The sequence below is a fragment of the Armatimonadota bacterium genome (genome assembly GCA_029907255.1).
In the GTDB taxonomy this organism is placed as follows: domain Bacteria; phylum Armatimonadota; class UBA5829; order DTJY01; family DTJY01; genus JAIMAU01.
This window is the reverse complement of record JARYMF010000004.1, coordinates 168,753-182,608: the sequence shown is the minus strand read 5'-3', so window position 1 is coordinate 182,608 and position 13,856 is coordinate 168,753. Positions and strand designations below refer to the sequence as shown.

General features: G+C 47.8%; 13 protein-coding genes and 1 riboswitch. Of the genes, 5 read left to right on the top strand and 8 right to left on the bottom strand.

Translation table 11 applies throughout. The features are described from left to right. The first annotated feature begins 136 nt into the window (after positions 1-136). From QHH26_04785 to QHH26_04770, 4 genes are all read left to right on the top strand, one after another. Positions 137-2,101 (top strand): hypothetical protein, encoded by a 1,965-nt coding sequence (locus tag QHH26_04785; GenBank protein MDH7481281.1) that lies wholly within the window; start codon positions 137-139, stop codon positions 2,099-2,101. A 121-nt stretch (positions 2,102-2,222) separates the two neighbouring features. Continuing rightward, entirely contained in the window at positions 2,223-3,248 is a 1,026-nt protein-coding gene (locus QHH26_04780; GenBank protein MDH7481280.1) for a uroporphyrinogen decarboxylase family protein, read from the top strand. A gap of 21 nt (positions 3,249-3,269) precedes the next feature. After that, positions 3,270-3,950 carry a D-lyxose/D-mannose family sugar isomerase gene (locus QHH26_04775; protein MDH7481279.1) on the top strand — a complete coding sequence of 227 codons (681 nt, stop codon included), beginning with the start codon at positions 3,270-3,272 and terminating at the stop codon, positions 3,948-3,950. A 44-nt stretch (positions 3,951-3,994) separates the two neighbouring features. After that, positions 3,995-5,008 carry a stalk domain-containing protein gene (locus QHH26_04770; GenBank protein ID MDH7481278.1) on the top strand — a complete coding sequence of 338 codons (1,014 nt, stop codon included), beginning with the start codon at positions 3,995-3,997 and terminating at the stop codon, positions 5,006-5,008. 79 nt (positions 5,009-5,087) lie between these two features. On the opposite strand, the gene QHH26_04765 is transcribed toward QHH26_04770, so the two are convergent. From QHH26_04765 to QHH26_04745, 5 genes are read right to left on the bottom strand one after another with little or no spacing between them, the layout of a single operon-like run. Next, positions 5,088-6,143 (bottom strand): uroporphyrinogen decarboxylase family protein, encoded by a 1,056-nt coding sequence (locus QHH26_04765; protein ID MDH7481277.1) that lies wholly within the window; start codon positions 6,141-6,143, stop codon positions 5,088-5,090. Between the two features lie 10 nt (positions 6,144-6,153). Beyond that, positions 6,154-6,834 (bottom strand): phosphoribosylanthranilate isomerase, encoded by a 681-nt coding sequence (locus QHH26_04760; GenBank protein MDH7481276.1) that lies wholly within the window; start codon positions 6,832-6,834, stop codon positions 6,154-6,156. Between the two features lie 3 nt (positions 6,835-6,837). Then, positions 6,838-7,533: an indole-3-glycerol-phosphate synthase gene (locus tag QHH26_04755; protein MDH7481275.1), complete on the bottom strand. Its 696-nt coding sequence runs from the start codon at positions 7,531-7,533 to the stop codon at positions 6,838-6,840. Further along, positions 7,530-8,558: an anthranilate phosphoribosyltransferase gene (gene trpD, locus QHH26_04750; protein MDH7481274.1), complete on the bottom strand. Its 1,029-nt coding sequence runs from the start codon at positions 8,556-8,558 to the stop codon at positions 7,530-7,532. Before trpD ends, QHH26_04755 begins: the two co-directional genes overlap by 4 nt. Before the next feature lie 13 nt (positions 8,559-8,571). After that, positions 8,572-8,826: an Lrp/AsnC ligand binding domain-containing protein gene (locus QHH26_04745; protein MDH7481273.1), complete on the bottom strand. Its 255-nt coding sequence runs from the start codon at positions 8,824-8,826 to the stop codon at positions 8,572-8,574. A gap of 331 nt (positions 8,827-9,157) precedes the next feature. Here QHH26_04745 and QHH26_04740 point away from each other — a divergent pair, with 331 nt between their 5' ends. Next, complete coding sequence (locus tag QHH26_04740; protein ID MDH7481272.1) at positions 9,158-9,769, top strand: hypothetical protein; 612 nt, start codon at positions 9,158-9,160, stop codon at positions 9,767-9,769. Between the two features lie 117 nt (positions 9,770-9,886). Here the strand turns inward: QHH26_04740 and QHH26_04735 are convergent, their stop codons facing one another. The 3 genes from QHH26_04735 to QHH26_04725 all read right to left on the bottom strand — a co-directional run bounded on the left by QHH26_04735 (position 9,887) and on the right by QHH26_04725 (position 13,813). Then, entirely contained in the window at positions 9,887-10,336 is a 450-nt protein-coding gene (locus QHH26_04735) for a DUF5658 family protein (protein ID MDH7481271.1), read from the bottom strand. Positions 10,337-10,346: 10 nt separating this feature from the next. Next, complete coding sequence (locus QHH26_04730) at positions 10,347-12,722, bottom strand: diguanylate cyclase (protein ID MDH7481270.1); 2,376 nt, start codon at positions 12,720-12,722, stop codon at positions 10,347-10,349. A 427-nt stretch (positions 12,723-13,149) separates the two neighbouring features. Next, positions 13,150-13,287: riboswitch (cyclic di-GMP riboswitch) on the bottom strand. Between the two features lie 106 nt (positions 13,288-13,393). Beyond that, entirely contained in the window at positions 13,394-13,813 is a 420-nt protein-coding gene (locus tag QHH26_04725; protein ID MDH7481269.1) for an SRPBCC family protein, read from the bottom strand. Positions 13,814-13,856: the final 43 nt, after the last annotated feature.

Genomic DNA, 13,856 nt, shown 5'->3' with positions numbered 1-13,856 from the left:
TCATTGAAGGTACAGAGTATTATGCACCGACCATAAAGGATACGCATGGGCGGAAGATGAAAAAGTAAAAAGAAGGTTTTGTTTGGCTTGGGATGCCACAAATTAAAATCACAATTTAATTTTGAATCGGTTCAAAATGTCTTTAGAACAACTCGAGAATTTGCGCATTAGGGGAAAGGATGTTGGGCAAGATACCATGCCGGACAATGGCATAACCGTGCGTGCCGTTGTCATTGGTTTAATTGCTATTATTCCTGGGGTTTTTTGGGGTGTGTATGGCGATGTCGTATCGCAAACCGACTTGACATCCATGTCACTCATGATGCCGCCGGTTCTCATCCTAATAACACTTCTGCTAATAAATAGCCTTTTGAGAAAGATAAAGCCTCTTTGGGTGCTCAGCCGGACGGAGCTTATCACCATTTACGCAATGCTAACGATTTCTGTAATTCTTTCAGGCATGGGGATGCTTCAATTTCTTTGCACAACGCTAGGTGCTGTACCCCATTACAAGAGTCTTGGCTGGGAGAATTACCTTAACATGGTGCCGCCCACAATTTTGCCAAAACTCTCGGCGATTGATGGCTTTTATAAAGGCAATTCGCCAATTCCTTGGTCGGCATGGACTTCGCCAATTTTGCTTTGGAGTGGCTTCCTATTTTCGATGCTCTTCTGCATGTTGTGCATCAATACGATTCTGCGGAGGCAGTGGGTTGAGCGCGAAAGGTTGACTTTCCCGATAGTTCAACTGCCGCTGGAGATGACGGAGCCGAAGACTGGCTTTTTTAAGAACAAACTAATGTGGATGGGTTTCCTAATTGCAATGTCTTTGGAGACAATGAACAGCTTGAATTTCCTCTTTCCAAGTGTACCGTATATTCAACTTAAGGCAAGGGACCTACAACCGTATTTCACCACGCATCCTTGGAATGCAATCGGCTACTTTCCGACGACATTCTATCCTTTGGCAATAGGTCTTGGATTTGTGCTTGCGGCGGATGTGAGCTTCTCCTGTTGGTTCTTTTATATACTGACAAAGCTGGAGTTTGTATTTGCGGCGGCAATTGGGTGGAAAGCTGGACCTGGCAATGTTCTAAGCGCGCCGCCATATCTAGCTCAACAATCGGCTGGGGCATTTTTTGGAATAGTTGTAATGGTGGTTTACCTTGCCAGAAAACATCTGCGAGAGGTCTTCACGAAGGCATTTCGGTCCGATTCAGACCTTGATAGCTCTCAAGAGCCGATGAGTTACAAGATGGCAGTAGGAGGGCTGCTTGCTGGATTTGCAGTTATGGTTGCGTTTTGCATGTATGTCGGCATGTCGCCACTTGTGGCGGTGGCATACCTTGCTATTTACCTAATGTTTGCAACAACCATAACCCGCTTGCGTGCCGAGGCAGGACCAGCATGGACGATGGGCCCGGGTCTAGATGCAATGGACACACTTGTTCAGCCCCTAGGAACAGGCTTGTTTAGCCAGCGGAATCTAGTATCGCTGGCATATTTTCATTGGTTCAGCATTGAGATGAGGTGCTGTCCGATGCCTGTGCAGCTTGAATCAATGAAAATGGCGCAGTCAGTCAGACAGCGGCAGAGGATAATGACAATTGTAGTTCTAATCGCAATTGTCGCAGGAATTGCGGTTGGCTTCTGGGCATGTTTGGCTGTGTGGTATAAGTTCGGTGCTGGGACGGCTAAAGTCGAGCCTTGGCGGACGCATATGGGCCGTGTGCCGTTTGACCGAGTTACAGCTTACATCAACAACCCCACTAAAGCCGATGTCTCTGGGATTATGGCTATGGCGTTCGGGGCAGGATTCACCTTTCTTTTGAGCTATTTACGCACGAAATTCTTTTGGTGGCCATTTCACCCAGCGGGGTATGTTCTTGCGAATACGGGGACAATGTATTGGCTCTGGTGTCCTTTTCTGTTAGCTTGGTTGTGTAAAGTGCTTATCATACGGTACGGCGGGATCAAGGGCTATCGGATTGCACTTCCATTTTTCTTGGGCCTTGTGCTCGGTGACTACATAACGTCAAGCCTCTGGGCACTCGCAGGGTCTATTCTTGGGATTCACATGTACCGTTGTTTCCCGTGTTGATGGTGGGATGTGTTGTATTACTTGGTCAGTGTTTTGGGGTTCTTTTCTAACGTTCGAAAGACTGAAAGTCTAGATTTTATGATGACGCGTATCTTTGCTGAAATGGAGGGCACGAAGGGCTATGAACTCAGTTGAGCGGGTGCATGCTGCGTTGAGGCTTGAACAGCCAGATAGGGTTCCCGTGGTTGAGTTCATAATCGATGAGAAGGTTGCCCGAGCAATTATCCCCGATATTCTGGATGCCCAAGACTTTATGGACCGGATGGATATGGATGCGGTTGGTTGTGGGGCATTTTTCCGCACGGTTGCAGTTAATCCAGACGGTACTTATGTTGATGAGTGGGGAGTAACATATAAGTTGGGTGGTACGGAGGCGGTTGCCCATCCGCTTTGTGGACCTATAAAGACGATTGAGGATGCGAGGGCATATACTCCTCCTGATCCTAATGCTCCACACCGTCTCGGGAAACTTCCCGAAATTGTCGAGCGCTATAAGGGCAAACGTGCGATTTGTTTCCACCACCGAGCGGCGTTTATGTGGTCGGCGTATCTAATGGGGCTTGATAATCTACTCGCCGCATTTCTCGAAGAGCCCAAGTTTGCCAACCTTGTTATGGACAAAGTGCTCGAGGTGAACATGCAAATAGTGCGCAATGCCATCAGAGCAGGTGCGGAGATTATTGTTCTGGGCGATGACTATGCGCACAATCAGGGCTTAATGATGAGCCCCAAACTATTCCGAGAATTCATCCTGCCACGACTTGCTAAGATGGTGGACCTTATCAAAAGTGAAGGTGCCTTTTGCATCAAACACTCAGATGGCAATATATACGCCATCCTTGAGGACATAGTCTCAACTGGTTGTGATGGAATCAATCCCATCGAGCCCGCGGCAGGCATGGATTTGAGGACAGTGAAACAGCTAGTGGGCGATAGGGTATGTCTTGTTGGGAACATCGACTGCGGTCACTTGCTTCCCCATGGTACGCCTGAAGAGGTAGAAAGGGCTGTAAAGCAGGCAATCGAAGATGCAGGAGGTGGAGGAGGGTTCATTCTCTCGAGCTCAAATAGCATTCATAGCTCGGTCAAGCCTGATAATTTCGTGGCTATGATAAGAGCAGTCAAGAAATATGGATGGTATAGTTAGTTTTAGGAAGAGGTAAACGATATGAAGCGTTCTGAAATCAACCTTGCTATCCGGCGGGCTGCAGAATTTTTTGACAAAATGGGTTTTCGACTGCCACCTTATGCCTTTTGGACGCCCAGCACATGGAAGAACATTGGCCATGAAGCCGATGAAATACGCGAATGCATGCTTGGCTGGGATGTAACTGACTTCGGAAGTGGCAACTTCGCACATATAGGGCGAACGCTTTTTACCCTTCGCAATGGAAAGCATGGCGACCCAAGATATCCAAAGGTTTACGGTGAGAAGGTGATTTTCAATCCCGAGGGGCAGCGAGCGCCTCTTCACTTCCACCGTTCGAAGATGGAGGACATCATTAACCGTGGTGGCGGAAACATAGTTATCGTCGTTTGGAAGGCCGGTGAGGATAATAGGCCCTCAAATGATAAGTTCACCCTTTCAATAAATGGAATTCTCCGTGAGCTTGAACCTGGCGAGATGGTGCGGCTGAGACCAGGGGAGAGTATATGCCTTCCGCCGGGCACGTTCCACCAGTTTTGGGGCGAGGAAAACACTGGACCCTCAATTAGTGGGGAGGTCTCGAGCGTCTGTGATGACAAAACAGATAACTATTTCCTTGAAGATTTCGAGCGCTTTCCGCCAATCGAGGAAGACGAGCTGCCAATCGCACTACTTTGCCATGAGTATCCGTCGGCAAAGTGACCCTAGTATGTGGCTTTGGTAGTAATGAAGTGAAGGAGATTTCAATGAAGCGACTGGTTTTCACAATTTTCGGATTTATCCTTGCACATTATGCATGGGCAAATGATGCCGCTGTGCGCGGCATAAGTGGAATGATTGCTCCGGTAGACCAACATCCGTCGGTTTGCATGGTTTCTGAAGAGGTGAGCGCAAAGATTGGTTGGGATGCGGCGGCTGTCCGCTGCCATTTCGTATTCAAAAATGATGGTGGACCTACCTCTGTCAAGATGGGCTTTCCAGAGGAAGCAAGCGGTGATGTTGGCCCAATAAAACATCCTGCGTTTAAAAGTTTTAAAGCTTGGGTTGATGGTAAACCAATAAAAACAAAGTTTTTTCCTTCAATGAGCGAGCAGAACGGCGATCTTATTTACAGGGCTTGGCATGTGAAGGACTTGTCATTTTCAGCTGGGCAGAAAAGGGTAGTAGTAAACGAATACGAGGCACCTTTGGGTGTGGATTCGATGGGCGGCAAATTTTTTACTTATATCCTAACTAGTGGTAAGAATTGGAAGGGCAAGATTGGCAACGCAAAAATTACAGTTGATGTTTCGACGTCCGCTCAGTTCTACAAAATTATTCCATCGCCAGCAGGGTATGCCTGCCGAGAAGGGAAGGTGATATGGGAGTTCAAGAATTTTGAGCCGCACGAGAACATATCAATCAGGCTGGAGCCAAAGGTGAAGGCAACTCTTAATAATGCGCCCGTTTTCCTTTCGGACGCAGCTAATTTTCAGCGCACAGGGGTTTTCATGTCTGCGGCGCTTCAAATACCGGCGGCGTTGTTGTGGAAGCCCAAAACCAAGGAATGCACGATTGCCGCGGGCAACCACAAACTTCGCATGAAGATTGGCTCAAAGGATGCATTGCTTGATGACGATAAGAATGTAAAACTTTCTTGCGCGCCGTATGTCTATGAAAGCAGGTTGATTGTTCCAATTGTTGAAGTGGTGAGGTATCTAGGTGGCTCTGTCGCATGGGATTCGACGAATAAAACTATCAAGATGACAATTGGAAATTAGGAAGAGGGTGCCGTTGAGAGACTAACCGATTAGTTTAGCTGTATGCGACTTTGGTCGAAGTTGGCGTTCGAGTTAAACCTTAGCGCCAGCCATATTCGTAGCCTGTTTCATACATCTCGACAATATTTTCTGGCGGTGTGATTGACTGGATGTTATGGCAAGGAGCCAAGATGTAGCCTCCGCCGTCACCTAGAATGCGGTAGTTGTCGAGGACCTCCTGTCGAACTTCCTCCACAGTGCCGAATGGCAGGGTAAATTGGTTGTCCATCGCACCATGGAATATCAGTTTATCGCCGAAGTCGCGTTTGAGACCTTCGCGATCCATCCCTGGGCAGCGCCACTGCACAGGGTTAAGTACTTGGATTCCTGCCTCAATCAAATCCGGAAGAATGGGGCGGATTGCCCCATCGGAATGATGGAAGACAAAAGCCCCGTTCTGCCTTGCTAGTTCCATCATTCGCTTCATCCTCGGAAGGAGAAATTCTCGGATTTGGTCTGGTGAATACATTAGTCCTGTCTGGCTGCCTAGGTCTTCGGCAATGTAAGTAATAAGCACTTTCCCTGGGATTGATTCGTATATTCTGCGAGTATTCTCATAAGCCAGGTCAAATAGCTTATCGAGGCAGTAGTGTACGATATCTGGGTTCTCGATTAGGTCAATGAACGCCTGTTCCTCGCCCCGAAGCTTTTTGTAGAGCAGGAATGGCTCTGAACCGCCGCCTTGTATAGGCAAATGTTCCTTTCCTTTAATCTGCTCTGGCAAATCTGAGAAATCCCAGTAATCTGGTTTTGGCCAGTTGTAGCAAGCCTCGATTTCTTCGACAGAGGTAAAATGAGCTAATGGGGCGTTTATTGTCTCATGGTAAACCCCCGAGCCGTAATCCACAGGCTTGGTTCGAAGTCCCCAAATATCTTCACCCTCCTTTGGCGGTGGACCGACATATCTCCCGCCAACGTGGACGGGTTTGTCAATGTGGAGGCGACGGAGCATTTCTTCGTAATCGCAGTTAAGGTATTTAAGCAATCTATCAGTCGCCTCAGGAGTCGCCCAGTAGTCCATCGGAACGCGATCGGGAGTTTGTCGAGTTAGAACTGCGAGCCATCGTTCTCGCGGACTCATTGTTTCCCTTGGCATAGCTTGCTCCTCATTCTATAGTCTTCGCACGGCGAACGAATTCACGAACGAGCACGGGGTCCTTTACTCGGCGTGATGCTTCAACGCCGGTGATGACGTCTACCGCATAAGGCCTGACTGCTTTAATAGCGTCTCTGACGTTACTTGGGTTTAGTCCCCCCGCCAGGATGATGGGGACAGTTACTGATTCGCGGATTAGTTTTGCGATATCCCAGCTTACAGTGATGCCGGTGCCGGCGGGCATATCTGCCGTATGTGCGTCCAACAATAATGCAGAAATGCCTGTATTTTCGAGGGCACGAGCTGCCGAAATGGGGTCTTCAATCTCTCCGCCTGCTTTACCAGTCGCCACGTCAATCCGAAGGGCACGTATTAGGCGGATGCCACGCTTGGTTAGCTTTTTTGCAATTTCTGCTGTCTCATGGATGGGGTTGTCGGTATGCAGTTGGATTATTTCAGGACGAAGGTGGTCAGCAATGCCCAGGACGAACTCAGCAGAGCCGCCTGTAACGACAGCTCTGGTCACAAATGGGGGAACAAGCGAGAGAAGGTCAGCCGCCTCATCTCGCGTTAGATTCCATGGCACCGAGATAGGATATTCCACCACGAAGCCCACGCAATCTGCGCCGGCTTCTACGCAAATTTTTATTTGTTCGGCATCGGTGTTGCCGCAAATTTTCACGCGAACCATGTGTTAAGTTTCCAGGGCAGAGACAAGATTTTTCACAGCGGCCGCTGGATCTGCCGCTTTGAGGATAGAGGTTCCAACGAGGACGCCAAGGGCGCCCGCTTCAATTACTGCGCGAACCTCACTGCGAGATGAAATAGAGCTTTCGCTGAGCACGCGAACGTTGTGCGGGACGTAGCGTATCAGGTCGAGCGTTCTGCTGAATGTGCCGTCATCCTTCTCTAAGATATTTATATCGCGATTGTTGATACCGAGTAGGTCAAGGTCCAAAGTCAGAGCCATGCGAACCTGTGCCTCGTCGTGCGCCTCGACAAGCGTTTCAAGTCCGACCCTGTGGGCTTCTTTATGCAATTCGACGAGGAGATGCCAGTCGAGCTTTGATATTGTGAGAAGCAAGCATGATGCGCCTGCCTCCTTTGTTGCATGGACGTCCGCAGGAGAGTTAATGAAGTCTTTTCGGAGCACTGGAATTGTGACAGCGCTTGCGACTGTCCTCAATAGGTCCATGCTCCCGCCCCAATGGGTGGGCTCGGTTACCACCGAGATGCATGCTGCACCTGCTGCTTCATAGGCACGAGCAAGGGTTGAGGGATCTCTGCCTCTAAGGAGATCGCCTTCTTTTGGGCTTCTGCTTTTAATTTCGGCAACCACTGGTGCGCGGCCGGCTTCTCGAGCCGCCGCAAGCGCTTCCGTGAACTTCATGATGAAGCTATTCGGTTTGATTCGGCTGCAAACTGTTCGAACTTTTTCCAAGCTTCCCCACTATCAATCAATTGTTGGGCAAGCTTGACGCCGTCGCGAAGGTTGTCAACTTTGCCACCAACCATTAAAGCGGCCGCGGCATTGGCAACTACCATGTCACGCCTTGCACCTTTCTCCTCCCCGCGGAGAATAGCCTTAAGGATTGCTGCGTTTTCTTCAGGAGTGCCGCCTGCTAGCTCTTCGTAAGTGTATCTGGGAAGACCGAGGTCTTCTGGCTTGATTTCATACTTTCTTGCCCAGCCGTCCTTTACCTCAGCTACTGACGTCTTGCCAATTACTGAAATCTCGTCGAGATTGTCGAGGCCATGCACAACGAGAGCATGCTTGAACTTAAGCTCGACGAGGATGTCTGCCACCATTTCGACAAGGTCTAACCGATACACGCCTAAGATGTGGCGCTTTGCATCTGCAGGATTGATAAGTGGTCCGATTATGGTGTAAAAGATTGTCTTAATTCCAAGAGCGGCCTCAGGGGGAAGCACCTTATGCATAACTGGGTGAAAATTAGGAGCGTAGAGGAAGGAAATCCCTGCTTTTTCTATCAGCTTTTCCGCTTGTTTTGGTGTAAGGTCAATCGCCACACCCAGCTTTTCGAGTACATCCGCACTTCCAGAAAGCGATGAAAGGGAGCGGCTTCCGTGTTTGGCGACGTACAAACCAGATGACGCAGCTACGATGGCAACAGCGGTTGAGCAGTTGAACGTTGTTCGCCCGCCACCCGTGCCGCATGTGTCAATTAAGTCACCGTCTACTTTTGGTGAAATCTGCTCGCAATTTGCCCGCATAGCCCGTGCAATTGAAGCTACTTCCCTGATTGTTGGGCCTTTCATCAGCAGTGCAACAAGGAACCCAGCGATTTGCACATCTGTGATGTCGCCGCTTCTTATGCCTCCGATTATTTCAAATATCTCTTCTTCAGAAAGATGTTCACCAACGGTTAACTTTCTCAAAGCCGTTTGGATCATGTCTAGCCCCCCATTAACTCGAAAACTTGTAGCTTCTGAAAGCCATTAGTGTGGTCGTGCGGAGAATCGTATCTAGCGATTGGAGCTTCTCCGTGACTACCTCAGCTAGCCGTTCATATTCCTCAGTCTGGATGATTGCCACAAGGTCGTATTCGCCGGCGACGGAGTATACATCCACAACTTCATCCATGTCTGCAAGCTGTTTGGCGGTCTTAGGAACTTGTCCTCTCTGGACATTCATTAAAACTAGCGCTCTGACCAACTCCACATCTCCCTTCAATAATAGTAGTGGTAGTAGGTAGCTGTAGAGCTAGTATAGCACGGCTTTTGTAACTATACAACCAGCGCAAATTTGTCACTCTGGCTAAACTAGGGTCTTGGTGAAGATAAATATGCAACGAAAAGGAATTTTAAGATTTATCTAGAATTGCACTTTAAATAACTCCTTGTAAAGGAGAACTTTCATGCAAGATATCGAAAATGGCAATCACAGGTCAACATTGCCTCAGCATAACCAAATCGTGCATTCGGGGCGGCCGCAGTATGACATAGTCCTTTGGTTTGGCCAGGCTTGGAGGCTTTTCAAGGCAAAACCTTTTATGTTGGCAGCCGTCGTGCTTATTCAGTTTTTTGCAGGATGTTTGGTTTTTTTACCAAGGTACGTTTTTTTTCTTTCTCATTCAAAGTTAGTTGTTCAAAGGCTAGAATTTAGACTTATTTATCTGTTGTTGTATGCTGTTTTCTTAACGCCTTTGGTTGTTGGAGCATTTGCGGTGATGCTCAACTATGTGCGTACGGGATTGTTTGGCTGGGAACCGCTGGGTAAAGGATTTCGTAAATGGGGCGACTGCTTTATGCTCGGCCTGTGGCCCAGTGCCATAAGTGGAATATTTGGTTGGTTGCCCTGCTTTTACAGTTTATTGTTGTTTCCAATTGAGCTTCTGTTAGCTTTGTGGATTAACTTCACAGCGCTTGGTTTATGCGAGGAAGACGTTCGCTATAGGCAGGCTCTATCTAAAGGTTTCAGCCTCATCACTATGAATTTTTGGCAAGCAATGTTGTTCCAATTGTTTGTGTTTGTCATAGGTTCAGTTGGCGTTTTTGCCTGTTGTGTAGGCATTTTCTTCTCTTATGCACTCAGTCAATTACTACTTGCGGTTGGGTATAACAACCTTACACTGGCGAACTCCCAAAGCCGCCAAAGTTGTTAGGAAAGCACCGAAAGTTTTGCTTGCTAGACCAAAGCTAGTTGTATAATTATGCGGCTATTTTTTCCTGAGCGGCTGACCGGATTGATTATTACCTTTGTTTTGTGGGCTGTTGAATTGTTACTGGTGATGGCTCGGGGAGGGCAATTCGGCGGAGAACGACCTAGTCGGAGCTGTTAGGTGTTGGGTATGTTTTCTTTCTAAAGCAAGCATGTCTTTGTTTATAAAAGCAATAGAAAGAGTAACTAGGTATGCGATAATTGCGAACCTAAGGACATGTTTTACAAATATTGGTCGGTGTATTCTTCCCCATTCAGCAATAAAGAGTGGGAGTACTACTAAGAGAGTTTTAGCAATTATAAGAGAATCCCAGCCCTTTTTAAGGTAGAATGCCATTAGAGGATTTCCTTCCGTAGCTCTCCGTGTGGAAACAAGCCAGATTGTCAGCATAAGATCTATTAGGCAGATGGCTAGCAGGATATAGCTTTCCTTCGCAGGCTGGAGGCGCTTAAACTCTTCCATAGATTGTGCATCAATTTTCACGTATTTTTTATCGGTCAGAGATTTCATGATAGATTGTTTAAGCTGCACACATATTTTTTCGGCGTCTTTTGTCTGCGTACATTGCCTCGTCAGCTTTTGCAATGAGTGTGCGCACATCCGAACCATCTTCAGGATAAGTTGCAACGCCTATACTAACTCCAAGGCGGAACGGCTTATCATGAGGAAGGTGAGGGACATACTCTTCAACTGCGGCTTTTATTCTTTCGGCAGTTTCAATTGCTTCATGTTTTTCGGTTTCTGGGAGAACGATAATGAATTCGTCCCCAGCGCACCGGCATACTAAATCATAATCCCGCACTTGAGAAAGGAAGACTTTACCAATCTCCGAAAGCACGATATCTCCTTGCTGATGCCCAAAGGTGTCATTTATGGGCTTGAAGTTGTCAAGGTCAAGGCCAAGAACAGATACTGGCTTAAATGTGCGCTTTGCCCGGCTTAGTTCTTGCTCAAGGTGCATAAAAAGATATCTTGCGTTGTGTAAGCCAGTCAAGGCATCGGTAAGGGCGGACTCTTTCGTGCGCTCAAAGAGTAGAGCATTTTGGATTGCCTTACCTACCTGCGGGGCAACCGTGCAAAGGATGTGGAAGTCTTCTTCGCTGAAGGCTTGGTCTTTAGTATCGTAAAGGTTTATGGTGCCGATTACTTTGTCTCCATGTGTGATTGGTACTATCATTACGCTTTTTAGTTCAATCCAGCGTCCAAAGAGCTGTCTGAGCATTACATCGTTTCTGTCATATACGGCTATAAGGCCCTCACCAGTCTCAGCGACTACGCCGGTAAGACCTTGGCCTATAATTGTGCGTCCTCCCTCAAAGTAATCAGCGTTTACTCCAACGGCAATCCGTGCTAGAAGCTTGTTTGACTCTTCATCTTTGAGGAATATGACACACGTTGAGCACGCAATCATATTGCTTATCTTGTTAGCTATTAGGTTTAGTACCTCGTCGAGATTGAGACTTGTACTTGCTGTCTGCGCTATCTCAAACATTGCTAGGAACTCATGGCTTGCCCTGGAAAGCTCTTCTGCAACACTAGTTTGTGGTGTCTTGGGTTTGTCAGCTTTCCCAGGTTTTTTTGTATCGAGGCTTGCAGAAATCTCGGCGATTTCCTCGTTATTTAGGCCGGGGATATTTCCCTTTGCAATCGCTCGTTCGAAGGCGCGGAAAACTGCTGGATCGAACTGCGTGCCACTTGCTTTTCTAATGTAGTCCAAGGCTTGCTGGGGGCTATAGCTTGGACGATAAGAACGCTTGGAAGTCATTGCGTCGTAGACATCAGCAACAGCCAAGATCCTTGCACCTAAAGGAATCTCTTCACCCTTGAGGCCATCAGGATACCCTGTGCCATCCCACCGCTCATGGTGGCTACGTATCATTGCACCGACAGGCCATGGGAAACTTACGCTGTCGAGTATCTTTTGGCCAAGAGCTGAATGTGTCTGGATGGTTGTCATGTCATGGGAGTCAAATTTTCCTGGCTTCAGCAAAACATGCTCGGGGACACCGAGCTTTCCAACGTCGTGGAGGAGCGCCGCAGTCCGAACTCCTTCGACTTCGGTTGGGGACAAGCCCATTTCTTGTGCGATTGCCACGGAGATTGACTCGACGTTTGCCGTATGAGACCTTGCAAAGCGGTCCTTTGCATCGATGGCGGTGACTATTGACTGGAGAGTTGACAGGTATACGTCCGCAAGTTTATTTGGAAGTGCACTGCTAGGGATGGATTTTTGGGGTGGTAAAAGCTCCATGTATGTCTGCTTTGCTAAATAGACGATTGGTAGGACAAGGAGCATTGGATCCCATGAGTAAAGTTCATAGAGCACGCGGACACCCAACGCGAGAGCGATTCCCGAAGCCAATTCGACCATGGGGGGTGCGTTAAGCTCTAGTCGTTCGCGGAGCGAATTCCCTGCCAACAATTTTGTTGTCATCGCTTCTGCAAACGTGATTATGGCAAAGCATACAATTGCAGGCGAAAGCAGCACGACTGCTTCCGAAAGGAAATTAGCGGGACAAATGAGAGCATTAAGTTTTGCATAGATGATGGCTGACAAGGCTCCAGCAACTGCGCCACCCATGAACCTTGCTACGAACTTATTTCTTGGAGCAATAACAGTTTTACCATCAGGTCCGGCATGGCACGTGGCGGTTATGGCTCCAATTAATAGTCCACCAGCAATTCCAAAATTAATTGCCGCGGCATAAGTAAGTGTGCCGGCTGATGAACGGCCTCCATCTTGCCGAAACAGGTAACATCCTTTAATGCTTGTAAGAATTGCCAGCAGAGCGTGGACTACAAGCGCATTGGCATAGTGGGACCCGAAGGAAAAAACTGTCAGTATAGTAACCCAAAGTAATGCAAACGTGATAGTAGCTAGTCGTTCGTTCTTCATCTTTTGTAATTAAGTTGGCTTGGTCATTCAAGCCTAGTAGTATATTTCTCCCATTCTTAGCGTCGGTTTAGTAGCCTTTTTTCTTTAGGCTTAACTTGCTAGATAATGCTTTGCGTAGTTATGTTTTTGTTTCTTGGTTTAAGTATTTCAACGCGGTTTGGTATACCCAACAAGTTTGACATTCGGAAGAATCTCTTTTATGACAGCAGGGTCTTTTTTCGACGTCCCAGCAGTTGCGGTCGGTTAAGTACGCGGGGCAGTTTAGATAAAAGCTCGCGGGGCACCCTCTCACATCGTAGTTGCTACATACATTAGCCATTTTATCCTCCTTGGCTAATGGCCTTTGAGCCCCCATGCCGTTTATCCGAAAATCCCCAAACGCAAACCAGGCTGCCGAAATTCCTAGCGCTCTTTAATCTTCGCTTGCTTCGGCAGCCTGGCAGTCATCCGAACGCAGCAGCCAGCTCAATTCTTCACTCATCCTCCGGCAGTTTCCGGCGCCACATTCGGTTTAGACCCATAGCTTTGCGTCTCCGCCTTTCGGTCGGATTTGCCTTTTTCGGTAAGCCTTGACCAAATTGTCTTCCATTTTATTTATGCCATATAATTGCTGCTCGAGTGCCCGTAGATTTACTGGTTTTGGTCTAAGGCTACCGATAAGGATAAAGTTATCAACCCTCGACTTTCGCCTTGAATCGTCGGAGATCTTCCTCAAGTTCGGAATCGAAGCGGCTGCCTACGTATAGTGCCTCAGCCACATCTCCTAGAAAGCCTGCTGGCGGCTCATACTCGATATGGACGGTGAGCTGGGTTTTTCCATCCACCGGCTCGAACCTTACTTCGCCGCTGTTTTGTAGTCCGGATACCGACCTCCAGCCGATTACTTTGTCTTCTTCGACCTTGGTTGTTTCTGCTTCCCATTCTTCGTCGAGGCCTGCAACCTTAGCTTTCCAATGCGATCTTCTACCATCAAGCATCACAACATCTTTGATGTGCGACATAAAAGTGGGGAAATTTTCGAAATTCTGCCACATTTGGAATACCTGGTGAACAGGTGCATTTATTACAATGGACTTTTCATGAACCACCATTTGTGGTCCCTCCTCTCATGTTAGTTGCTTGTATAATGTGGAA

Bases quoted from the DNA above. Each gene is read 5' to 3' on its own strand.
- QHH26_04770 (MDH7481278.1), top strand. From the start codon at position 3,995: ATGAAGCGACTGGTTTTCACAATTTTCGGATTTATCCTTGCACATTAT.
- QHH26_04780 (MDH7481280.1), top strand. From the start codon at position 2,223: ATGAACTCAGTTGAGCGGGTGCATGCTGCGTTGAGGCTTGAACAGCCA.
- QHH26_04735 (MDH7481271.1), bottom strand. From the start codon at position 10,336: ATGAAATCTCTGACCGATAAAAAATACGTGAAAATTGATGCACAATCT.
- QHH26_04730 (MDH7481270.1), bottom strand. From the start codon at position 12,722: ATGAAGAACGAACGACTAGCTACTATCACGTTTGCATTACTTTGGGTT.
- QHH26_04765 (MDH7481277.1), bottom strand. From the start codon at position 6,143: ATGCCAAGGGAAACAATGAGTCCGCGAGAACGATGGCTCGCAGTTCTA.
- trpD (MDH7481274.1), bottom strand. From the start codon at position 8,558: ATGATCCAAACGGCTTTGAGAAAGTTAACCGTTGGTGAACATCTTTCT.
- QHH26_04755 (MDH7481275.1), bottom strand. From the start codon at position 7,533: ATGAAGTTCACGGAAGCGCTTGCGGCGGCTCGAGAAGCCGGCCGCGCA.
- QHH26_04725 (MDH7481269.1), bottom strand. From the start codon at position 13,813: ATGGTGGTTCATGAAAAGTCCATTGTAATAAATGCACCTGTTCACCAG.
- QHH26_04775 (MDH7481279.1), top strand. From the start codon at position 3,270: ATGAAGCGTTCTGAAATCAACCTTGCTATCCGGCGGGCTGCAGAATTT.
- QHH26_04760 (MDH7481276.1), bottom strand. From the start codon at position 6,834: ATGGTTCGCGTGAAAATTTGCGGCAACACCGATGCCGAACAAATAAAA.
- QHH26_04740 (MDH7481272.1), top strand. From the start codon at position 9,158: ATGTTGGCAGCCGTCGTGCTTATTCAGTTTTTTGCAGGATGTTTGGTT.
- QHH26_04785 (MDH7481281.1), top strand. From the start codon at position 137: ATGTCTTTAGAACAACTCGAGAATTTGCGCATTAGGGGAAAGGATGTT.